The sequence below is a fragment of the Dinghuibacter sp. genome, from assembly GCF_035492835.1.
GTDB lineage: Bacteria > Bacteroidota > Bacteroidia > Chitinophagales > Chitinophagaceae > Dinghuibacter.
In genome coordinates this window covers 17,616-40,123 of record NZ_DATJIY010000050.1, presented here as the reverse complement: position 1 = coordinate 40,123, position 22,508 = coordinate 17,616, and the positions used below count along the sequence as shown (strand labels likewise).

General features: G+C 59.4%; 13 protein-coding genes. 5 read left to right on the top strand and 8 right to left on the bottom strand.

All coding sequences use genetic code 11. The features are described from left to right. Positions 1 to 123 precede the first annotated feature (123 nt). The 4 genes from VL547_RS04690 to VL547_RS04675 all read right to left on the bottom strand — a co-directional run bounded on the left by VL547_RS04690 (position 124) and on the right by VL547_RS04675 (position 6,813). The gene (locus VL547_RS04690) at positions 124 to 1,428 is read right to left on the bottom strand and encodes a TolC family protein (protein ID WP_325575723.1); all 1,305 of its coding nucleotides are present in this window, start codon (positions 1,426 to 1,428) and stop codon (positions 124 to 126) included. Then, complete coding sequence (locus VL547_RS04685; RefSeq protein ID WP_325575721.1) at positions 1,425 to 4,502, bottom strand: efflux RND transporter permease subunit; 3,078 nt, start codon at positions 4,500 to 4,502, stop codon at positions 1,425 to 1,427. The genes VL547_RS04690 and VL547_RS04685 overlap by 4 nt, the downstream gene beginning before the upstream one ends. Positions 4,503 to 4,508: 6 nt before the next feature. Next, entirely contained in the window at positions 4,509 to 5,576 is a 1,068-nt protein-coding gene (locus VL547_RS04680) for an efflux RND transporter periplasmic adaptor subunit (protein ID WP_325575719.1), read from the bottom strand. A 115-nt stretch (positions 5,577 to 5,691) separates the two neighbouring features. Continuing rightward, complete coding sequence (locus VL547_RS04675; protein ID WP_325575717.1) at positions 5,692 to 6,813, bottom strand: 5-(carboxyamino)imidazole ribonucleotide synthase; 1,122 nt, start codon at positions 6,811 to 6,813, stop codon at positions 5,692 to 5,694. A 182-nt stretch (positions 6,814 to 6,995) separates the two neighbouring features. On the opposite strand from VL547_RS04675, the gene hppD reads away from it, so the two are divergent. Continuing rightward, positions 6,996 to 8,135 (top strand): 4-hydroxyphenylpyruvate dioxygenase, encoded by a 1,140-nt coding sequence (gene hppD / locus VL547_RS04670; RefSeq protein ID WP_325575715.1) that lies wholly within the window; start codon positions 6,996 to 6,998, stop codon positions 8,133 to 8,135. Between the two features lie 23 nt (positions 8,136 to 8,158). Here the strand turns inward: hppD and VL547_RS04665 are convergent, their stop codons facing one another. Further along, positions 8,159 to 9,067, bottom strand: a complete 909-nt coding sequence (locus tag VL547_RS04665) for a hypothetical protein (RefSeq protein ID WP_325575713.1) — start codon at positions 9,065 to 9,067, stop codon at positions 8,159 to 8,161. Between the two features lie 214 nt (positions 9,068 to 9,281). Between VL547_RS04665 and VL547_RS04660 the strand changes: the two genes are divergently transcribed. Continuing rightward, positions 9,282 to 10,055 carry a DoxX family membrane protein gene (locus tag VL547_RS04660; protein ID WP_325575711.1) on the top strand — a complete coding sequence of 258 codons (774 nt, stop codon included), beginning with the start codon at positions 9,282 to 9,284 and terminating at the stop codon, positions 10,053 to 10,055. A 33-nt stretch (positions 10,056 to 10,088) separates the two neighbouring features. Here the strand turns inward: VL547_RS04660 and aqpZ are convergent, their stop codons facing one another. Together aqpZ and VL547_RS04650 are read right to left on the bottom strand one after the other, a co-directional pair. Beyond that, complete coding sequence (gene aqpZ / locus VL547_RS04655) at positions 10,089 to 10,790, bottom strand: aquaporin Z (protein WP_325575709.1); 702 nt, start codon at positions 10,788 to 10,790, stop codon at positions 10,089 to 10,091. A 67-nt stretch (positions 10,791 to 10,857) separates the two neighbouring features. After that, positions 10,858 to 12,159, bottom strand: a complete 1,302-nt coding sequence (locus tag VL547_RS04650; RefSeq protein WP_325575707.1) for a sugar MFS transporter — start codon at positions 12,157 to 12,159, stop codon at positions 10,858 to 10,860. 226 nt (positions 12,160 to 12,385) lie between these two features. Between VL547_RS04650 and VL547_RS04645 the strand changes: the two genes are divergently transcribed. Both VL547_RS04645 and VL547_RS04640 read left to right on the top strand, forming a co-directional pair. Further along, positions 12,386 to 13,138 (top strand): L,D-transpeptidase family protein, encoded by a 753-nt coding sequence (locus tag VL547_RS04645; protein WP_325575705.1) that lies wholly within the window; start codon positions 12,386 to 12,388, stop codon positions 13,136 to 13,138. Positions 13,139 to 13,185: 47 nt separating this feature from the next. Then, positions 13,186 to 15,795, top strand: coding sequence for an alkaline phosphatase family protein (locus tag VL547_RS04640; protein WP_325575703.1), 2,610 nt, complete (start codon positions 13,186 to 13,188; stop codon positions 15,793 to 15,795). Here VL547_RS04640 and VL547_RS04635 read toward each other — a convergent pair. Beyond that, positions 15,792 to 20,195: an AAA domain-containing protein gene (locus VL547_RS04635; protein WP_325575701.1), complete on the bottom strand. Its 4,404-nt coding sequence runs from the start codon at positions 20,193 to 20,195 to the stop codon at positions 15,792 to 15,794. The two genes, VL547_RS04640 and VL547_RS04635, sit on opposite strands and share 4 nt — an antisense overlap. Before the next feature lie 113 nt (positions 20,196 to 20,308). On the opposite strand from VL547_RS04635, the gene VL547_RS04630 reads away from it, so the two are divergent. Next, complete coding sequence (locus VL547_RS04630; protein WP_325575698.1) at positions 20,309 to 22,438, top strand: ATP-binding protein; 2,130 nt, start codon at positions 20,309 to 20,311, stop codon at positions 22,436 to 22,438. Positions 22,439 to 22,508 lie beyond the last annotated feature (70 nt).

Below are 22,508 nucleotides of genomic sequence, written 5' to 3'. Positions count from 1 at the left end.
CGTTTTTGCGAAACGTTTCGCAAAAACGGGGAAAAAGAGGCATCCCACCCCGCTCCAGATGGCCCATAGGCGTGCCGGCGGCCGGCGGTGGCGCGGCGGTGACCGGTGCTTGTATTGGCGTGCTTAGAACCGAAGGGTGTTGGAATAGCGCTTGAGGTTGATCTCCGCGGCTTTGGCGGCGTAGGCCAAATTGACCAGTTGGAAACCGGCGGCCTCGAAACTGTCCTGGGCGTTCTTGACGTCGACGATGGTGGACTGGCGGAGCTGGAATTTTTGGATGACGAGGTCGAGGAGCTGGCCGGCCAGCCGGTAGTTGTCGCGGGCGAGGGCCAGCTGTTCGAGGGTGTTGGAATAGGCCTGGTAGTTCTTGACGGCGGAGGCGGTGTAGGCGAGCACGAGGGTGTCGCGGAGCAGACGGGCGGTGGACACGTTGATCTCCGCGACCTGCGTTTGTTTCTGGTAGTAGAAGCCGTTAAAGATCGGGATGGTGATCCCGAGCCCGATGAAAGGGCCGTACTGGGCGTTGAGCAGGCTGAAGCCGCCGGAGTTCTGGGTGCGGCTGAGGTTATAGCCGGCGTTGAGCGTCAAGGATGGGTACCGGAGGGCTCCGGTCTCGCGGGCGACGAACTGGTTGATGTTGATCTGGTCGTTGGCGGCAGTGATGTCGGGGTTATTAAGGATTGAAGCGAGCACGCCCCTGAGCTGAAGCGTGCTGTCGACGACGATCGTGTCCCGGACGTCGAGCGTGGAGTCGGGACGCAGCGTGAGCAGGGTGAGGAGGTCGGTTTTGTCCTGGTCGATGACGAGCTGCTGAGCCTTGAGGTTTTCCAGCTGGGTGTTCAGGTCCACCTGTGTCTGGAAGAGGTCGGCGTTGTTGGCCATGCCCAGACCCATTTCGGCCTGTATGATGTGGAGGCGTTCGCGGGAGACGTCGATCGAGCGTTGGAGCGTACCCGCATAGCTTTGCTGGCGGACGACGTCGTAATATTTGAGCATGACGTTGTAGGCCAGGGCCAGCGCGCGTGAGCTCAGGAAGTCTTTGCTTTGCACTTCGACCTGGTTCAGGGCGTGCTTGGTGTAGACGACCCGCTCGCCGTTGTACAGGAGCAAGGAGGCGTTGAGCCCACCTGACAGGCTGTTGGAGGTGGCGCCATTGCGGGTAGAGTTGTTGGCGGGGTCCGAATATTTCTGCCGGATGTCCACAGTCTGCTCGATGTCGGAGCCGGTGAGGCTGACCTGCGGGAGGCCGCCGGCGACGCCATAGCTGTTGTTGATGTGGGCGATGTCCACATTATAGCGTGCGACGCGGATGCCAAGGTTGTTCGCCAGTGCGATGTCGAGGGCCTGGCGGAGCGACAACGTCTGGGCGGCGCAAGGCGCCACAAAGCCGCAGGGCATGGCGAGCAGTAGAAACAGGAAGGTTCTCATTCTGTCACGACAGTTTTATGTCCTTTGTGTTCGCTGGAGATATACGTGTACACCGCGGGGATCACGAACAACGTCAATACCAGGGAAAAAAGCACGCCACCCACGACCACGACCCCCAGGGGCACGCGGCTGGTGGACGCGGCGCCGAGACTGAGCGCGATGGGCAGCGCGCCCAGGGAGGTGGCCAGGCTGGTCATCAGGATCGGTCGCAACCGCTGGGTGGAGGCCTCGATGACGCCGTCTTTTTTCGACATCGACGCCAGCTCCCGCTTCTGGTTGGCGAATTCTACGATCAATATGCCGTTCTTGGTCACCAGCCCCACGAGCATGATCATCCCGATCTCGGAGAAGATGTTGAGGGTCTGGTGAAAGACCAGCAGGCTCATGAGAGCGCCGGCCAGGGCCAGCGGTACCGTGAGCATGATGGTAAAGGGATCCAGGAAGCTCTCGAACTGCGCGCTCAGCACCAGGTAGATGAGCACCAGCGCCAGTATGAAGGCGAAGCTGGTGTTGGAAGAGCTTTCCGCATAATCCCTCGAAGGTCCGTATAGCGATGTCTGGAAGGTATTGTCGAGCACTTTGGACGCGATCGACTGCATGGCCTTGACGCCGTCGCCGATGGTCTTGCCCTCGGCCAGTGAGGCGGAGATGGTGGCGGACTTGAACCGGTTGAAGTGGTACAGCGTCGAGGGGCTGCTGCTTTCTTCGAGGTGGACGACGGCGCTGAGCGGGATTGGGGAGCCCCGGCTGTTGCGGACGTACAGGTTGGTGATGTCCGCGGGCTGGTCGCGGCTGCCGCGTTCCACCTGGGTGATCACGTAGTATTGCTCCCCGTCCATGATGAAGTAGGCCAGCCGGCCGCCGGCGTAAGCGGACTGGACCGCGCTCAGGACGTCCGCGGACGAGAGCCCCAGGTCCTTTTCCTTGATCCGGTCGATCGACAGCTGGACTTCGGGTTTGTTGAACTTCAGGTTGACGTCGACGTTGTTGAAGGTCTTGTCCTTTTGGGCCTCCGCGATAAACCTCGGTACGGCCTCCCGAAGCTTGTCGAGGTCCAGGTTCTGCAGGACGAATTGCACCGGCAGACCGGTCCGGGAGCTCGAACCGACCGCGATGGTCTGCTCCTGGATGATGAATATCCGCGCGCCGTTGAACCGACTCACCCTGCGTTGCAGGTCCTTGGCGATGTCGTCCTGCGACCGGGTGCGATCGGTGGCATCGACAAGCCCCAGCCGCCCGTTGGCCGTATTGGTGGCGCTCGAACCGCCGCCGGGGAGGGAGAAATAGGCGAACTTCCTTTCCGGCACGGAGTCGACCAGGTAGTTGGTGTATTGGTCGCAAATGGCCGCCATGGCGCTAAAGCTGGTACCCTCCGGCCCGATCATGGAGCTGCGGATGTTACCTCGATCCTCGATGGGCGCGATTTCGCTTTGGAGGTTCGCACCGGCGTACCAGATCATCACGCCACAGATCGCGATCAACACAAAAGCCATCCAGCGGACCTTCATAAAGGCCGTCAGCAACCGCCGGTAGCCTTCTTCTATACCCCGGAAGAACGGCTCCGTGCGTTCGTAGAACTTCCCATGACCCGAATTCTTACCGGTGAGGTAGACGTTCAGCACGGGGGTGATCGTGAGCGATACAAAGGCGGAGATCAGCACCGCGGCGGCGACGACAACGCCGAATTCGCGGAACAGGCTGCCCACGAAACCGGACAGGAATATCACCGGCAGGAAAACGATCGCTAATGTGATGGACGTGGAGATGACGGCAAAGAAAATCTCCTTGGAGCCTTCGAGGGCCGCCTTGCGGATGGGTAAGCCGTCCTCCAGCTTCCGGAAAATGTTTTCGGTGACGACGATACCGTCGTCGACCACCAGACCGGTAGCCAGCACGATCCCGAGCAGCGTCAGGATATTGATGGTAAAGCCCGCCACATACATGATGAAGAAGGTGGCGATCAACGAGATCGGGATGTCGATCAGCGGTCTGAGCGCAATCAGCCAGTTCCGGAAGAAAAAGAAGATAACCAGCACCACCAGGGCGAAGGCGATCAGCAGGGTCTCCTTTACCTCGTCCAGCGAATGTTTTATGATAAGCGTATTGTCGACGAGCAGCTTTAGCTGTATGTCCTGCGTGCTCGCCGATTTTTCGATCTGGGCTACGCGTTTTTTGAACTCGTCCGCGATCGCGATGATGTTGGCGCCGGGCTGTGGCGTCACCACCAGGCCGATGCCATACCCACCGTTGAGCTTCCAGGTCTGTTCCTCGACCTGCGGCCCGATCTCGACACGGGCCACGTCGCCGAGCCGGATGATCCCCGCGCTGTCCTGGCGGATGATGACCTTGCGGAACTGGTCCTCCGTGGTAAGGCGTACGAGACTACGGATAATGACCTCGGTGTGATTGCCATAGACCTTCCCCGGAGGGAGGTCGGAGTTCTCGTTGTTGATGGCGTTGTTGACGTCGGTAAAGGAGACGTTATACGCCCGCATCTTGTCGGGGTTCAACCAGATGCGCATCGCATAGGTCTTGTCGCCGAAGATGAACACGGAGCTGACGTCGTTGATCGTTTGCAGGTTTTGCTGGAGTACGTTCTCGGCATACTGGCTCAATTCCATAATGCCCTTGGTCCGACTCTGGACGGCCAGCAAGAGGATGAAGTCGCTGTTCGCGTCCGCTTTGCTCACCACCGGCGGGGCGTCGATGTCCTTGGGCAGCGAATAGCCGGCCTGGCTGACCTTGTCGCGCACGTCGCTGGCAGCCGCCTCCAGGTTGACGCCGAGGTTGAATTCGATGGTGATGTTGCTGGCGCCCAGGGTGCTGGAGGAAGAGATCGTTTTGATGCCGGGTACGCCGGAGATTTGTTTCTCCAGCGGCTCGGTGACCTGGTTTTCGATGACGTCGGCGTTGGCGCCCGTATACGAGGTCTGCACCGTGATGACCGGCGGGTCGATGTTGGGATAGTCCCGCACCGCCAGGAAGGTATAGCCCACGACGCCAAACAACACGATCATGATGTTCATGACCGTCGCCAGAACGGGCCGTTTGAGGGAGAGTTCTGAAATGTTCATGGGCAATTACTTGAAGGCGTCCAGGGAAGAAATGGTTCTGACGTTGACCGGTCCGTCGACCCGGGTGAAGAGGATGCCGGACACCACGATCGTATCCCCGGGGTTCAGCCCGTGTGTGATTTCCACCAGGTTGGACGATCGGATCCCGGTGGTTACTGGTATATAGACCGACCTGCCGTTCTTCACCGTGACCACGTCGCTGGCCCGGTCGTCCGGGATGAGTGCGCTCGTCGGGACCATGATCGCCTGCCTGTCCCCGCCTCCTTCCACATAGACCTTGGCAAAAGCGCCGATATTCGCCTTGCTGTGCACCAGCAGCGCCCGCGCCGTGAGGTTGCGCGTATTGACATTGACCTGGGGTTCGATGGCCAGGATCACCGCCTTTTCGCGGAGGGAAGTCAGACCGTCGACCACCACGGTCACTACCGACCCCTTGTGCAGTACGCTGGAATATTGATCGGGTATGGTGAAGTCGATGCGCAGGCTGTCGGTTTGCTGGAGGGTGGCGATCACGCTGGATGGCGAAAGATAGGCGCCCAGGCTCACCTGCCGCAAACCCAGCACCCCGGTGAACGGCGCGCGGACGATGGTCTTTTCGATCATGGCGCGATAATAGTCGAGGTCCGACTGAAGGCCGTTGACCTGGTTGGTCATCGTATCGAATGCCGTCTGGTTGATGCCGTTAATGGCCAGCAGTTTTTCCAGCCGGTTACGGGTTTGTATGGCCAGGTCCAGGCTGAGCTTCGTCTTGTTCTGCTGCGCGACGAGGTCCGAGTCGTTGATGCGTGCGATGATGGTGCCCTGCCCAACCAGCTTGCCTTCCGGCACGTTGAGGTAGATCAGCCGGCCCGACGTCTCCGGCTGGAGCGCGACGGACTGGTTGGCCACCACGGTCCCGGAAGCCTCGACGGGGTTCGACACGGCTTGCGTTTTTGCGATGATGACGTCGACTATCGGCGGAGCGGCGGCGGCGGTTTTGGCCGTCGTCTGGTCGTGACAGGCAGTGAGTGCGGCCAGGGCGCAAATACCCATCGCCACCTTGGCGGCGACAGATAGGTGGGGTAGAGCTTGCATTTAGTTTTCTGTTTGTCTCTGAGCGTAGAATCCCGCTGCAATCAACACCCGTTACGTTAGCTAAACATTAGGGAACTATATAATTGGTCTATTCTCCGGATGATTGGAAAGCCCGTCAGGCGATGACGCGTAACAATTTCTTAATCACGCCGGCCTGGTAAACCAGTTCCTGCCGGTCCTTTCCGACGAGCGTGACGTGACCCATCTTCCGGCCCGGTTTGGTGGTTTTTTTACCGTAGAGGTGGACAAAGGTATTGCCCATCTTCAGCACGTCGTCGAGGCCGTCGTACTTTGCATCCCCGGAAAATCCATCCGCGCCCACGATGTTGAGCAGGGCGGAGGGCTGGCGGGCGTCCGGGTTCCCCAGCGGGTACCCGAGCATGACGCGCCACAGCATGTCGAACTGGGAAGAGAAGGCCGCTTCTATGGTGTGGTGGCCGCTGTTGTGGACGCGGGGTGCGGTTTCGTTGACCCATACGTCGCCCCGGCTGTCCATAAAGAGCTCCACCGCGAAGATACCCGGGGACTCCAGGCCCCGGACCACCATCATGGCGAGCGCCTCGGCCTTCCACAAGGTCTCCCGGGGGATGTCGGCCGGGCAAAGCTGGTAGTCCAGCAGGTTGAGCTCGGGGTGAAAAACCATTTCGGTGGCCGGGTAGATGGCGGTTTCGCCACGACCGTTGGTGGCCACGATGACCGCCAGCTCCTTTTTGATGGGCACCAGTTTCTCCAGGACCGAAGGGGCGTCGAAGCTGTTCTTGAGGTCTTCCGGTCCGCGTAGCACCTGCACCCCCTTTCCGTCGTAGCCGCCTTCGCCGATCTTTTGGACGGCCGGCAATTCCGCCAGATGCGTCTCCAGCGCCGCCCGGTTCTCGACGACGATAAAAGGGGCGGTGGGGATTTCTTTCTCTTTATAGAAAAGCTTTTGGTGGATCTTATTCTTTATGGTCCGCAGCGCACGGGGGCGGGGATACACCTTCACCCCCTCCGACTCCAGGCGCTCGAGCGCGTCGACATTCACCGACTCGATCTCGATGGTAAGCGTATCCACCTGCCTGCCAAAATTATATACCGTGTCGTAGTCCCTGATGTCCCCAAGGACGAAGTGGTGGCAAAGGTGAGCCGCAGGGCATTCGGGGTCATTTTCAAGTACATAGGTAATTACGGGATAGTTGGCGGCGGCCTGTAGCAACATCCTGCCCAATTGTCCACCCCCCAGGATACCCACTTTCTGCATAGCGTGTTTTTGTGGGTGTGAAGATAGGGATTATCTTTGGGTACATGCTCCCCGATTACGCTCATAAAGTATTCGACGACAAGCGGATTACGTACTGCCTGTTGATGGAAGCGCTGGCCATGGATGCCGGCGTGTAGGCCCTTTTCCCGCCCTCTTTTTTCCATCACCCAATTTTCAAAAGCATGTCTACTGCCGTACAGCCAAAGGGCGCCACCGCGTCCACGGCTCCCGTTGATTTCCTCCCCCTCCAGGGTACCGATTACGTCGAATTTTACGTGGGTAACGCCAAACAGGCCGCCCACTACTACCGCACCGCCTTCGGCTTCCAGCCGCTGGCCTACGCCGGCCCCGAAACCGGTATGCGTGACCGGGCCAGTTACGCCCTCCGTCAGCAAAAGCTCACCTTTGTATTTACAACACCCTTACACGAGACCGGCCCCATTGCCGACCACGTACGCCGGCATGGGGATGGCGTCAAGTTCCTGGCCCTGCGCGTGGACGACGCCACGTCCGCCTGGAACGAAACCACCCGCCGGGGCGGCCGCTCCTATATGGAGCCCACCCGTATACAGGACGACCACGGCGCGTGCGTGCTCTCCGGCATACACACCTATGGCGAAACCGTCCACCTCTTCGTGGAGCGAAAAGACTACAAAGGCGCGTTCCTGCCGGGCTACCGCCCCTGGAGCACGCCGTACTTCCAGACCCCCGAAACCGGTTTGAAATATGTCGACCACTGTGTCGGCAATGTGGGTTGGAACCAGATGAACACCTGGGTCAGTTTCTACGAAGACGTCATGGGTTTCCGCAACATCCTTTCCTTCGACGACAACGATATATCCACGGAATACTCCGCCCTCATGAGCAAAGTGATGAGCAACGGGAACGGTTTTGTCAAGTTCCCCATCAACGAGCCCGCCGAAGGCAAGAAGAAATCCCAGGTCGAAGAATACCTCGAATTCTATAACGGCGAAGGCGTCCAGCACGTCGCCCTTGCCACGGACGACATCGTCCGCACCGTCCGCGACCTGCGCAACCGGGGCGTGGAATTCCTCCAGGTGCCCCCCAGCTACTACGACGACCTCCTGTCGAGGGTGGGCGCCATCGACGAGTCCATCGACCCCTTGCGTGAGCTGGGCGTGCTCGTCGACCGCGACGACGAAGGCTACCTGTTGCAGATTTTTACAAAACCCGTGGAAGACCGGCCGACGCTCTTTTTCGAAATCATCCAGCGAAAGGGCGCGAAGAGTTTTGGGAAGGGCAACTTCAAGGCGCTGTTCGAGGCGATCGAACGGGAGCAAGCCACCAGGGGGAACCTATAAAGTCACCATATAAAAGGCCGGCCCTATCGCGGCCGGCCTTCTTTTTCTTCTTCGATGAGCTCCTTGACTTCTTCTACGAATTCAACCGTGTTGTCGACGATCGCGGCGATGTCTTCGTCGGAAAAATCGGTTTTTGCGAGCAGTTTGCGGACAACCGACTCCTGGACCCGTTCTACTTTGTAGGCGGCTAGTTCTTCAAAGATATCCATAGCTTCAGATTTATGGGTGAGTGTATTGATGTGTTGATCGAAGATACAGCGGAATTTGGTCGACGAGAAGACGAAAATATTTTCCAGAAACACAAGTATGGCGTCTCTTTTCCTGATACTGATTTGTTTATTTTCAAATAACCTATCGGCAATCCGTAGTTTTTTATCCAGAATCGTCTCCTCCTGCGTCTGATAGGCGGGCAACGCCAGCCGGGCGGCCAGAACGACCAGGGCGAAGGGATTCTCATTTGCGAGGAGTTCCTCTTCACTGGTTTCCGTGATGGCATAAGTGTTATATTGGTACAGCAGCCGCGATCCCCAGATCCGGTATCCATAGCGATCCGTGATCGATCCGCCGTCCGGCCCCGTAAAGAGAGCGATACCGGTAATCGGCTTGTCGTGGCGGATGGACATGCGGCAATGATAGTCGTACATCCTCTTTGGGAACATGTCGTTCTTCGATGACTGCCCCTGGATCTCGACATGCACCAGGAACCATTCGTCTTCGCCACCAGAAGCATACACCTTCACGAGCTTGTCCACCCGACGGTTGTCCGGTTTTAGCCCCGGCGCGGGGGCCAGGTCCGTCAATTCCTTGTCGAGGTATTCAAACCCGCGGCCCAGGTCGATGAATTCCCCTGCGCCAGGGAACAGGAACCTCAGGACGTCGTCAAAAATCACCTCGAGTAAACCCTTCCAAAGGGAGTCGTCGATCCGTCTCATACCACAAAGCTAAACCACAACAACATCACTTGCATCGGTCAAACTTCGTCTATACTGCACCGTTAGTATCACTGTATTATCATGTAGTATTATGTAGCAATACATTCCAAAAAAAGAGCGAGTTAACGATTGGTTAAAATAAAAACGGCATCCGTTGAAAAGACCGTGCATCTCCGGGGGAAGCGGGATAGCTTAAACAAAAAACTGCTTTGCCATGCAACCAATCATCCGTGTTGGACGCTTTATCTATGGCCTGGCCCTGCTCTCGATCGGGGTCGTCCATTTTGCCTTTGGACATTCGCCCTCGGGTTTGATACCGATGGGGGAGGGGTGGGTTTTTTATCTCGACGGTGCGCTCCTGGTGATAACCGGGGCGGTGATCGCGGCCGGCGCTTTTGGCGGCTCGGTACGCGCGGCGAATTGGGCCGCTTTCACGGCGGCGGGTTTTTTCGCCCTGATTTATTGTTGTATCGGCCTGCCGCTGGAAATCATGCATCCCCGGGACCCGGCCGGCTGGACAGGGCCCGCGGAGCTGCTTTGTTTGTGCGCCGGCGCGTTGCTCATGGCGCGGGCGGCGGGCGCCGCGCCACGCTGGGTTTCCATCAGCCGGTATATCCTGGCGGCCTGTCTGGTGGTGTTCGGGGTGCAGCATTTCCTGTACGACGACTACTGCGCCAGCGTCATCCCGACCTGGATCCCATGGCCGTATTTCTGGACGTACTTCGTGGCGATCGCCTACTTCGCGACCAGCATCAGCCTCATCCTGAACGTGCTGGTGCGGCTGTCCGCGCTGCTGGCGTCCATCATGTTCTTTACGTGGGTCGTGATCCTGCACGAGCCGCTGGTGGCGTCGCACGTGCACGTCGAGCCGCAATGGACCAGCGGGTTAAACTGTCTGGCGATGGGCGCGATCTTCCTGACATTGTACGCGCTGTCGCCCCGGGTAAAGCCATGGGTGAGCAAGCCGGCGACGCAGCAGCTCGCATAAGGCGCGGGCGGCGCGGCAAACGGCGGTGCGAGCTCAGGCCCGCTGCTTCCAGCTGTCGACGACCTTCCAGATCGCCCCTCCGAGGAGCCCCCCCGCAATGGGTGCGACGATGAAAACCCACAGGTCCTTGAGCGCCTGTCCCCCGACAAAAAGGGCGGGCCCGATGCTCCGCGCGGGGTTGACCGATACGCCGGTAAGGGGTATTCCGACGATGTGGATGAGCGTGAGCGTAAGCCCGATGCCAAGACCGGCGATGGGCGTGGTGTTGTTTTTGCTGGTGCTGCCGTGGACGACGACCAGGAAGATGCAGGTGAACACGAACTCGGCGACCAGGCCGGTCGCCAGAGAATAATGATCGGGGGAGGCGTCGCCGAGACCGTTGGCACCGAGCCCGTTGGCCGCAAGGCTGTAGTCGGCCTTACCCGACGCCAGGAAATAAAGGACGGCGGCCCCGACGATGCCGCCCAGGATTTGGGCGACCACGTAACCCAGGGTGTCGGCGGCGGGCAATTTACGCGTGACCCACATCGAAATGGTGATGGCCGGGTTGATGTGACAGCCGGAAACGTGCCCGATGGCGTAAGCCATCCCGACGACGGACAGCCCGAAGGCGAAGGAGATACCGAGGAATCCTACATGGCTACCGGCCAGCACGGCGCTGCCGCAGCCCATGAGCACGAGGACGAACGTGCCAAAAAATTCGGCAAGACATTTTTGGAGAAGAGATGGTTTCATTGGTTATATTTTGCCGTGAAAATATACTTTTTCCCCAGAATTTTTCCCGCAGGTTACGAAGTCCGTCCTATGCGCGCGAAGATAGGGGCACGACCTTAGCCTTCCGGCGGCCGGCCTTGTGACCCGCCAGGGCATAATAGAGGATATAGGCATAACAGGGGAACAGACAGCCACAGTATGCAAGGCCGTTAGGGACGTGCTGAACGTCCTTCAGCCAGGCGTAACATTGTGGGAGCAGCGCGCCCCCGACGATGCCCATGATCAGCAGCGCGGACCCGATCTTGGTGAACCGCCCCAGCCCATTCAGCGCCAGCGGCCAGATCGCCGGCCACATCAGGGAATTGGACAACCCCAGGAGGGTGATAAAGCCGATGGCGATATAGCCGTGGGTGGTAAGGACGCCGATGGTAAATACGAGGCCGGAAATGGCGCAAATCTTTAGGGCGGCCTGCTGCGACAGGTATTTCGGGATGGTAATGATACCGGTGATATAGCCGACAAGCATGGCGATCATCGGATAGGTCGTGAAGTGACCGGTTTCGCCGAGCGACATGCCCTCCGCGCGGCCAAACGGTCCGATATAGTCGCCGACGAGGACTTCCGCGCCGACGTAGACCAGGATGCAGACAACGCCCAGCAGCAGGTAGGGGTATTGTAGGACACTGCTCCGGTCGACGGCATCCCCGGTGGCGTCTTCCGTCGATTGAATCTCGGGCAGCTTGGACAACCGGATCATCAGGGCCAGCAGCGCCAGCACCACCGTCATCACGATGTACATGGGCTGGATACGCCCGGCCAGCTCCGTCAGCAGCGTTTCCCTGAGGTGTGGATCGGTGGTGGTCTGGAGCTGCTTATCGATGATCGCTGCGTTCCCCAGGACGAGGGCGCTCAGGATCAGCGGTGCCACCCCACCCGCCATCTTATTGCAGATCCCCATGATGCTCATCCGCTGTGCGGCGCTATCGATGGGGCCAAGCACCGACACATAGGGGTTGGACGCGGTTTGCAGCAGGGACAGCCCCGATGCCTGTATGAACAACCCTACCAGGAATAGTGGAAAGCTCCGGGCATTCGCCGCCGGTATGAAGAGAAGCGCCCCGAGCGCCATCACGAGCAACCCCAGCGCCATGCCATTCTTGTAACCGGTCTTTTGGAGTATGAAGGCGGAAGGGAGCGCCAGGAAAAAATAGGCCATATAGAATGCCGAAGTAACCAGGAAGGCCTGGACGTCGGTCTTGAGCTGGCACACCAGCTTCAGGTATTGGATGAGGGTCCCGTTCAGCCAGGTGACGAAACCAAAGATGAAGAACAATACGCCAATAATGAAAAGGGCGTAACCGGCACGCTGGGAAGAGGATGTGGTACTCATGTCGTCACTTATGTGTTCAAGATAGGGGAAATTGTAACCACCCGGCTGACGAATTGTGGATCAAACGGTTGCGCAAATCCCAACTGGGGCGCCGCCGTCCGCCGCGCCAATCGCCGCGAAAAGCGCAGTAGAATATGTTAAAAATACTATATGTGATTTCACGGTTAAGTGCGTTACCGGAAAAATATTTTCTGTTTACCTTCGTTGATAGCTAAAAGTTATCCGGTTGAAATTCGCGTCGATCCAAATCCTGTTCCTGCTACTGGCCATTTCCGCCTTGCACGCCCAAACCTACGTCGGCATACAGTCCACCAATGCCCGGCTTGCGCCCCTCATCAAAGGGGGCGAGGACACCCTGCGCAAGCAATTCGAGGCAAAAGGCCTGCAATGGCCGGCCAAATACATCTATATGCGCTCCTTCAAATACGAAAAGGAGCTGGAGGTCTGGGTGAAAAACGACATCGAGGACACGTTCCGGCTGTTCAAGGTGTACAAGATCTGCCGTACCTCGGGTAAAATGGGTCCCAAACGCAAACAGGGAGATATGCAGGTGCCCGAGGGGTTCTACTACATCAACGGTTTCAACCCCAACAGCAACTACCACCTGGCCCTGGGACTCGACTACCCCAACCTGTCGGATAGGATGAAGAGCGGCGCCACCGACCCCGGGGGCGACATCTATATCCACGGCTCCTGTGTCTCGGTGGGCTGTATCCCCATCCTCGACAACCAGATCGAGGAAGTCTATATGCTGGCCGCCATCTCCCGCCAGGAAGGACAGGACTATATCCCGGTGCACATCTACCCGATCCGCTACAACCTGGCCAATTCGACGACGTTCCTGAAGAACCAGATCAAGGACGACAAGGACTGGGCGAAATTCAACGATCGCCTCCAGACGTCCTTCGATTATTTCGAGGAGTATCACCGGTTGCCGGTGGTGGCGGTGGACAGCCACGGAGACTACGTGAACCGTTAACACAGACTTCACGCAAAGACCTTATCTTGGCGCGGAAATCTTCCCGCATGCGCCAAACCCTTCTGATGATCTTCCTGGCAGCCGCTGCGACGGCCGCCGCCCAAAACCCCTCTACATACCTTCGCCCCTACGACACCTCGACCCTCGAGCCAGGGAAGGGCGCCGTCCTGTTGCCGTATAACCGGCTGATCAACCCCGCGGGGACGATACTGAAGTTTGGCAATGACGCCCTGGAAAACCACAGTCTCGATGCGGTGCTCCTGCCGGGCGGGAACGTCCTGGCGGTGGAAGACCGGTATGGGGTCGCGTTTGTAAAGGTGCCGGACAACAAGCTGGTGTATCACCTGGACTTCGGAAAAGACTTCGGCCGTAGCATGAGTACGTATTCGGGGATCAAAACCTATACCGATGGGGATGGGCAGGTCCACGTCCTCTGGAGCGCCGCGGGCGGAGGGAAAAGCTACCTGATGGACGCCCTCTGCGAAGGGGATACCGCGCGGATCGTGTCGTACTACGCCTTCCTGCCCGAAGACCCGTCACCGCTGGCGCTGCCCAACGACATTGCAGTGAGCACGGAGGACGGGCAACTTTACGTCTATATCGTATTGAACGGCAACAGCCGTTTGCGGAAGCTCCGCTGGAGCGACCGGTCGCAGGTTTGGGAAGTGCCAACAGGGATGGCCCCCTTCGGGCTCGTGCTGGCTCAGGGAAAGGTATACGTCAGCAACTGGGCGGGTCCGGTGCCTCCCGAAGGGACGCCCAGGGAAACCGCCGGTATCCCCTACGGCAAAGTGTTTATCGATCCGCGCACCGGGGCGACGGCCGAGGGATCGGTGTCCGTTTTCAATGCCAAAGACGGCACGCCCGTAAAAGAAATCCCGGTGGGGCTGCACCCCAACGCCATCCTGGCGTCGCCGGACGGTCAAACGGTGTTTGTATCCAACGGCAACAGCGACGACGTGACGCTGATCAGCACCGCTAGTGACGTGGCTACCGACTCCATCGCCATCCGGTTGGCGGGGGATGACGCCTTTATCGGCGATTCGCCGGACGGGCTGGCGATCGACCCGGATGGAAAGACGCTGTATGTATCGGCGGGTATGGATAACGCCGTAGCGGTGGTTTCCCTGGCGGACAGGAAGGTCAGGGGCTTTATACCCACCGAGGCCTACCCCGCCGGCCTGGTCGTTAGCAACGGCTACCTGTATGTATGCAACCTGGAGGGCGAAGGCGCGAGCGTACCGAACGCGCACAAGGCCTATAACACCCACCACCAGCAGGCTACGCTGTCCGTCATACCGATCCCGAACGACCGGCAGCTGCGATCGTATACGAGCTGGGCAAAGGCGAACAACTTCGTTTTCCGTACCGCCCTGACGCGGCTGCCGCCGAGGACGGGCGTTCGGCCCGTACCGGTCCCAGAAAGGATCGGCGAGCCCTCGCTCTTCAAACACGTCATCTATATCATCAAGGAAAACCGGACCTACGACCAGGTGCTCGGCGACATGCCCGAGGGGAATGGCAGCGGCGCTCTTTGTATGTACGGGGACACCGTTACGCCCAACCAGCACAAGATCGCCCGCAACTTTTTGCTGCTCGACAACTACTATGCTTCCGGGAAGTGTTCCGCCGAGGGTCACCAGTGGACCGACCAGGGCATGGTCGACGACTATATCGAGAAGAACGTCCGCGCCTGGTTCCGCAGCTATCCGCACGTCCAGACCGACGCGATGGCCTATGACAAGGAAGGGTTTATATGGAACGACGCCCTCGACCACGGAAAGAGCGTGCGGATCTATGGCGAGGCGACCACGGTCTTTGTCAACGGTTCGCAGAACTGGCTCGACATCTACGGACTGCTGGCCAGGGACCAGCCGCTATCGTTCTTCAATACGACGACCATTTCGCGGGTACGTCCCATCCTGGATACCTTGTATCCCGGTTTCGACGGACCGCCGATCTCCGACCAGTTCCGCGCCAACGCTTTTATACAGGAATTGCGCGACTATGAGAAAATGCCGGGCGACCAGTGGCCCCAGCTGATGATCCTGGCGCTCCCGTGCGACCACACCGACGGCACCAGCCCCAACGTGCCCACCCCTGAAGCCATGGTGGCGGACAACGACCTTGCCCTTGGCCGGATCATCGACGCGGTATCGCAAAGCCGGTTCTGGGACTCCACCGCCATCTTCGTCACCGAGGACGACTCCCAGGCGGGCTGGGACCATGTGTCGGCCTACCGCACCACCGGGTTTATCGTAAGCCCTTACTCACGCCTGCACAAAACCATCCATACCAACTACAACCAGGTTTCGCTGCTGCGCACGGTCGAGCAAATCCTGGGTATCCCGCCCATGAACATGCTCGACGCGACGGCGGTGCCGATGACGGACTGTTTCGATACGGCCGCCCCGGACCTCACCGCTTACCGCTGGCTGCCCAACCGCGTGCCGCTGGACAAGATGAATCCCGCGGTGGCCACGCTAACGGGGAAGGCTAAACGCTATGCGCAGCTGTCCGCGTCGCCCCAGTTCGCGCACATCGACGGCGGTGACGACGACCTCCTGAACCATATCCTGTGGTTCGCGGCGATGGGGAACAAGCCCTACCCGAAATGGGCGGTGTCGCCAAAGTCGCAGCGGAAGGACAAAGACTAGATAGCGACGGTAGCAGGCACGTTCTCCCTGATCCACGCCAGCAGTGCCTGCACGACGATCTCGCGCCGGTAGTACCAGTCGGTGCTCTGTATCCGGAAGAACTGCCACCCGGCCCTTTCCAGGATCAGCTGGCGCGCGATATCCTCGCGTACGCGGTCCAGGTCGGCGGCGTGCCGGTCGCCGTCGCACTCGATGGCCAGCTTGCGGTTGGCCGCGATCAGGCCGAAGTCGATCCGGTATTTTCCAACCTCCAGTTGAGGATGCAGATAGTCCCCCAGACCCTGTTCGAACAGGAACCGGCAAACGCTGGCCTGGAAGTCGCCCCCGTATGTATCGACTTGCTCCAGCAGGTCGGGGAGGCTGGCGGTGACGACCGCGGGCTCGGAGAAACGGGCAGCGTGGAGCTGGTAGTAGTCGATCAGTTTTTTGCGGTAGCATTCCGGGTTCATCAGCGCCACGGCGTCGGGGTGGATGCTGTGGAAGAGCACCGACCGCTCCTTGGCGCGGCTGGAAGCGACGTTGAATATCCGCATATACTCCTCCGTCGTGGCGGCGCGGGGCGGACGGAAGGAATAGTTCTCGCCCTCTTTACGGACGGTGTGCGACGCCGTAATGGTCATCAGCATCACGTCCCGCTCGTCCCCCTGGAATTCCCGGGACGTGCCGATGAGCAGCTCCAGCTGGTCCTCATAATCCTTGATGAGCTCGCCCGCCGCGATCTCCCGCAAGAGCGCGTGGTGGTGGGCCTGGTTGGAGCTGTCCAGGGTGATGATGCCGATGGTGGGCAGGCGTTTGAGGTCGCCTTCCTTGTAACGGCGTATATAGTCCTCGATCGTTTCCGCCACCGCCCGGACGATCAGGGGCTTTTCCTCGGACGCGGGGTCGTCCCCGGTGCGCACCAGGCCGATGGGCTCGCCGAAAGGTTTCTCGGTGGCCGTCTTGAGGGGTACGATTTCGCGGTTGTAGATGTGTTCTCCCGAGAACCCGATGATCTCGGGGAGACAGCGGAAGTGCTCGGTCAGGGTGACGATGTTGGGATAGATCACCCCGCTCAGGGTGTAGATGCTGTTGTTCTTGTTGTTGACGTCGAACTGTGTCTTGAACTGGTGGGAAATAAGGTATTTGTCCATGAGCTCGTTGGTGCGCGCGATGGTGAACCAACGCCGGTCGGCCGCAACGGATGTCTGGTTTTCGTCTCCCACGATCAGACATTTTTTGCAACGGAAGACCAGGTTCAGGCTGCTGATGTCGCACTGGCTGGCTTCATCGATGATGAGCAGGTCGAACTGGCCGGGGGCGGCCTCGGGGAAGAAGCTGATCGCCGTTTCCAGGGGCATGATCCAAATGGGGACTGCTTCTTTGGCAATCTGCATGTTCTGGATGGCGCTGGCCATATTGCGCGCGGTATTCTTGCCAAAGCCTTTGCCGATGTTGATCAGGTCGTTGAGCCACGCGTTCAGGGCGGCCTTCTGGAGGTCGCTGACGCTCCCGGACTTGTTGAACCAGGCCTTGTAGGAGATCAGCTCCGCGGTCTGACGCTCCATGCCGCGTTTGACCGATTGCAGCTCCTGGAGCAGCCCGGAAGCGCCCTTCGTACGGGAAAGGACGTGGTCCATAAAGCTCTGCAACCGGGCGAAAAACAAATCCTTTTCCAGGTCTTCGACCGTCGGAAACAGCTTGACCCCCGCACCGCTCCGGTCTTTGATGAAGAGCACGGTGTGCGGCAGGACGCGTCCCACCTCCTTGTACAGCTGGTCAAAACGGATGGCCGCGGGTTGGCGCTGGCGTTTGTCGCGGTATTGCGACAGGTACAGCTCGTAATTGCCCCGGTTGACATATTCGAGGGCGCGGGCGATGTTGAATATGAGGGGGTGGGCCTGTTCATGGTTGATGAGCCGCTCCCGGGTTTCCTCCAGGAAAGCCCGGATCTTCCGGTACTCTGCGTATTCCCGCAGACCGCCGACGTATTGCTGCTGGCGGGGGAAATCGGCATCCCTCGGCTCGAGCAGCGGAAGGTCGCGCTCGCGGAGGGCTCGGTTGAATTCGGCCAGGGCGTCGACAAAACCTGTGAGCAGGTCCAGCTCCTTCAGCACCTCGAGGCTATCGCCGGCCATCAGACCGAATCGGCGCAGATAATTCTGGCAAGTGATCTGGAGCTGTTTGAGACAACGGTCGCGGTTGATCGCGGTTTCGATCAGCCGGAATTGATCGAGGTCCGAAACGGCGATATAGTTCACCCGGCACGCAAAGAAGATCCGGAGCTGTTTGTCCAGCAGGTTCCGGCTCATCCATCCCAGTTGCTGATGGTCGCCGAACCTGACGATGAGCTGGTTGATCTGCCGGTAAAGGATGTCGGGGTCGATCCCGTGCAGGGGCGTTAGGTCGAGGTCGTAGGGCAGCAGACGCTCTTCCGCCGCCGCCACCTGCTGGCGCAGCGGGGCGTTGTCCTGCAACAACCGGTAAAGACCTTCGCGGTTGAAGTCCTTGTGCCGGTACAGGTCCATCGCAAAGGCGGTCTTGCCCAGCGCGGTCCAGCGTTCGTTGAGCTGCTGGTAGTCCTGCAGGAAGGTCTCGTCCGCCACGGCCGGGTTGACGCGGGTATAGTCGGCCAGCTGGATGGCCGCGTTGATCTCCTCCAGCCGCACCTCTATGCGCCGGAGCTGCTGTACCTCCGGAAAAGCATGGTCCTGCAGGAAGTGGTAGTGGATGAGGTCGAAGTCGCCGGGCTGGAACTGGTTGGCGATCACAGTCATGGTTTGCAGCCGCTCGGCAATGCCCCCGGTATCGGTCTTGAAGTCCAGGGGATCCTTTAGCAGCACAGGCTCCCAGGCCGGTTCGCCGTTGAGGTACACGGCCCATTCATACGCGCTCCGGTCGTCCGGCAGACCGTTCTGCGGATTGGGCAGCGCCAGCCGTTCGCCGTTCGCTTGGACCACCCGGTACATGTCGCTCAACAGGAGGGCGTACTTATGCTCCATGGCGGACAGCTGACCCTCGAGGCTTTCGATCCGGCTTTCCTCGTAGGTCTGCGATATGTGACGGATGATGGCGCTCACCGAGGCCTTCAGCCCCTCGTTGCCCTTCCCGTCGTTCACCAGCGACACCGCGAGATCCTGTATACCCTTGGGCAGCTTGTCCTTCAGCACGCTCAGGGCCTTGGCGTTGTGAGATACTACCAGGATGGACTTGCCCTCCGAGACGAAGTGCGCGATCAGGTTGGCGATCGTATGGCTCTTCCCCGTCCCGGGAGGTCCCTTTACGGTCACCGCGTCCTGGCTGTACAACCGGCGGGCGATCTCGAACTGCTCCTGGTTATAGGGGAGGGGGAACAGGAAGCGCGGCTCGCTTTGTTCCTTCAGGCTGGCCAGGCTGATGTGCTCCTGCGGGAGGGCAAATAATTTTTTGAAAAAATCGGGTACGCGGTCGAGGCCACCCACAGCCTGGAGCTCGTTGAGGTTGCGGATGATGGACGAGGCGTCCTTGGAAACCGCCAGCTGATCGGCGACCATGCGCGTTTGCAACACCGGTGAAAAACTGAAGGTGATGCGCGCGGGCGTTTCGCCGTGGAAGGCGTAGTCGAGGGCGTCGTCCGCTGCGAAGAACGCCGATACCTTCTCGGGGAAAACGGATAGGATGTCCCATCCGCGCTCGAAGAATTCCGTCCGGATATACTCCGGATTGAAGCTCCACTCCAGCGTACGCGCATTGAAGCGGTCCACCGCGATGAGCACTTCGCGTTTGCGCTCTTCTACCACGTAGGGCGACTCACGCTGGAAGTGCGCGTCGAGCAGCTCCGTAAAATATTGCTCGCAAAAAATCTTGTAGGCGAACGTGTCGGTCTCGATCCGGATCTCGTGGCTGCGCAGCCGGAGCCGGAGGGGCACGTGAAACAGGAAGTTGCGGTAGGTCTTCCCGCCGATCTCCCCCGAAACCAGGCCCAGGGATAAGTGCAGCCGTTTGCCCGCGCGGCCCCGCAGCTCGTAGTAGAGCGCATGGAGCGCGTCGTAGCAGGCGTTGATCTCCAGCTGTAGCGCGTATTTCTTCTGGTACTCGCGGATAGCCTGCTCGTATTCTTTGCGGCGCCGCGCCTGTACGTCCGGGTCTTCTTCCAGCGTGGTATCGGGCACGGGCTTCGGGGGTAGCGGCACGCGCCGCACCTTTAACAGGTAGTCCGATTGTGGTCCTTCCAGTCCCATGTCGAACTCGGGCAGCTGTTTGCGGGAGCAACCCTGCGCGAGCGCCAGGAGATCGCCAAACGACCAGAAGTTTGTCCCGGAAACCTTTGGGTCGCCGGGCTCCTCCAGGAAGTCGAGACAGTCCTGCCGGGCATTGTACAGGTCACGGATATAGAAAAACAGATTCTGTAGGGGTGTCTGGGTGTTTTCGGTGTTGATGTTCATAGTGTAAGAATTAACGCGGGGATAAAGGAAAAAAGTATGCCGATTTTTTACAACTTATCGAAGAAATAGTAAAAACCGGGGGAAAATTATCCACTTACCTTCGCGCACCGGCTATGTTTGGCAAACCTCGACATCTATCGCGGACCTCTCTGATCGTCATCAGCATTTGTCTGCTCGTATTGCTTACTTTCTTGTCGCTCAGCTACCTGAATCTCAGGACGATAGATGTATTGCAGCGCTCCACCCAATATTTTTCCGAAGGGGACCGGGGCGTCAGCCTGCTCCGGCAGGGAGACGCCGCCCTCGATAAGGCGGAGGATTACTACAGGATCTTTATCAACTCCGGGGACACCGTCTACCGGCTTCGTTTTTTGGATCAGATGGACACGGCTATCGGGGCGCTTCAGGCGCTTTCTGACACCGGGTTCGCGCGCACGACCCTGGAGAACGTGGAGCGGGCGGGCGATCTTAGAAAGGACATCGCGCTCCTGAAACGGTTTTCGGATTCGGTGGTGCTGTCGGGCATGCCTTCGGATACCGTGCCAGGGTCTACCCGTCTCGTCCTGAGACAAGTCGACAAGACGCTCCTCGACCGCTACATGGCGCAGGCGACGGACACGGTCCGCGACAGGCTGGTCGTGCGGCGCCATAAGAATTTCTTTGAACGGCTGGGCGCGCTTTTCTCCAATAAGGAAAATGTTCGCGTACAACACGAATACCTCCGGGGCGGCCATCAAGGCAAGGGCTCCAAGGATAGCACCCAACAGGTCACGGAAACCAACCGCCTGTCTGAACAACTCATGCAACTGTATTCGCACTCGATGGGCAACCAGCTGGCAATCCAACAGGCGCTCCGCGACAAGGAGCGGGCATTGGCGGAAACCAACCTCGCCATCGTGTCGGGCGTCGAGTCGGAGATCGGCGAGATGCTTCGGCAAGCGGAAGCACGGGGACAGACCGAGCGGGCCGGGATGTGGGCGGAGTACCGTTCGGCAAGGGCGTCGATCGTGTATATCCGCTGGTTTTCGATCCTGACCCTCCTGGTGCTGATCGGTCTGCTGGCGTACAATACCTACCGCACCAACGCCTATGAGAAGGCGATCCTCGACGCCAAGGTGAACGCCGAGAAGGTGGTACACCTGAAAAGCCGTTTTTTCAGCAGCGTCAGCCACGAGATCCGGTCGCCGCTGACGGGCATCATGGGTTTCACCGAGCAGGCATTGAAGGAAGGCCGGGACTCTTCCTACCTGCGGGCCATCAAGACGTCTTCCGATCACCTGCTCCACGTCGTCAACGATATCCTCGACTTTTCCAGTCTGGAGGCGGGCAAGCTGGAGCTGGTCCATGCGCCCTTCGACGTGGCGGAAGCCGTCCAGGAGGTGATGTTCGTGTACAACCTCCAGGCCAGGAAGAAGGGTATTGCATTCGAATCTTCTACGGAGGCCACCGAGCCGGTAATGGGGGACAAGCACCGTTTCAAGCAAATACTCTATAACCTCGTGGGCAACGCGGTCAAGTTCACCAGCCAGGGGCGCGTAACCGTGCGCATGGAGGTCAAGCCGCAGGGAAAGACGCGCGTTTGGGTGACCGTTACCGTAAAGGACACGGGTCCGGGTATCCCCAAAGACGAACAGGCCCGTATCTTCGAGGAATTCGCGCAGGTCAAAGGCCAGGGCGGCGAGGGGACCGGGTTGGGGCTGCCGGTATCGCGGATGCTGGCGGAGCTGCAGGGCGGCACGATCCGCGTAGACAGCGTCCCCGGGGAGGGAGCGTTCTTTACCGTAAGGATCCCATTCGTGATCGCGGCGCAGGACCTCTCGTCGGGAGACCAGAAAGCGGTGGCGCCCGTCGCCCCGATAACGCCGGTGACCGGGAAGATACTCCTCGTCGAAGACAACGAGCTCAACGTAATGCTCATCTCCCACCTCCTCGAAAACCTCCATTGCGCCTTTGACGTGGCCGCGGACGGGGAGGCTGCGGCACAGTTGTTCCAGGACGGGGAATACGGCCTGGTCGTGACCGACATCAACATGCCCCGGTTGACGGGTCTGGAGTTGTGCGCGCTGATCCGGCGCGATACCGACGCCCGAAAAGCCAGCACGCCCGTGGTAGCGCTGACCGCCGGAATGTGGGGCGACGACTGGGAAACGTACCGGAAGGCGGGGATCAATACCGTCGTTCCCAAACCCTTCAAAGAGGAATCTTTCCGGAAAATCATCGAGGAGTACATGGCCGGGGCCTGAGGCCGGAGTGTGAGGCCGGCGCCGTACATCCCGGCGCCGTAAATCCCGGCGCGATCATTGGGCGTGGAAA

What these genes read in the sequence shown, in the direction of transcription:
- VL547_RS04690 (WP_325575723.1), bottom strand. Translation starts at nt 1,428, where the DNA reads ATGAGAACCTTCCTGTTTCTACTGCTCGCCATGCCCTGCGGCTTTGTG.
- VL547_RS04685 (WP_325575721.1), bottom strand. Translation starts at nt 4,502, where the DNA reads ATGAACATTTCAGAACTCTCCCTCAAACGGCCCGTTCTGGCGACGGTC.
- VL547_RS04680 (WP_325575719.1), bottom strand. Translation starts at nt 5,576, where the DNA reads ATGCAAGCTCTACCCCACCTATCTGTCGCCGCCAAGGTGGCGATGGGT.
- VL547_RS04675 (WP_325575717.1), bottom strand. Translation starts at nt 6,813, where the DNA reads ATGCAGAAAGTGGGTATCCTGGGGGGTGGACAATTGGGCAGGATGTTG.
- hppD (WP_325575715.1), top strand. Translation starts at nt 6,996, where the DNA reads ATGTCTACTGCCGTACAGCCAAAGGGCGCCACCGCGTCCACGGCTCCC.
- VL547_RS04665 (WP_325575713.1), bottom strand. Translation starts at nt 9,067, where the DNA reads ATGAGACGGATCGACGACTCCCTTTGGAAGGGTTTACTCGAGGTGATT.
- VL547_RS04660 (WP_325575711.1), top strand. Translation starts at nt 9,282, where the DNA reads ATGCAACCAATCATCCGTGTTGGACGCTTTATCTATGGCCTGGCCCTG.
- aqpZ (WP_325575709.1), bottom strand. Translation starts at nt 10,790, where the DNA reads ATGAAACCATCTCTTCTCCAAAAATGTCTTGCCGAATTTTTTGGCACG.
- VL547_RS04650 (WP_325575707.1), bottom strand. Translation starts at nt 12,159, where the DNA reads ATGAGTACCACATCCTCTTCCCAGCGTGCCGGTTACGCCCTTTTCATT.
- VL547_RS04640 (WP_325575703.1), top strand. Translation starts at nt 13,186, where the DNA reads ATGCGCCAAACCCTTCTGATGATCTTCCTGGCAGCCGCTGCGACGGCC.
- VL547_RS04635 (WP_325575701.1), bottom strand. Translation starts at nt 20,195, where the DNA reads ATGAACATCAACACCGAAAACACCCAGACACCCCTACAGAATCTGTTT.
- VL547_RS04630 (WP_325575698.1), top strand. Translation starts at nt 20,309, where the DNA reads ATGTTTGGCAAACCTCGACATCTATCGCGGACCTCTCTGATCGTCATC.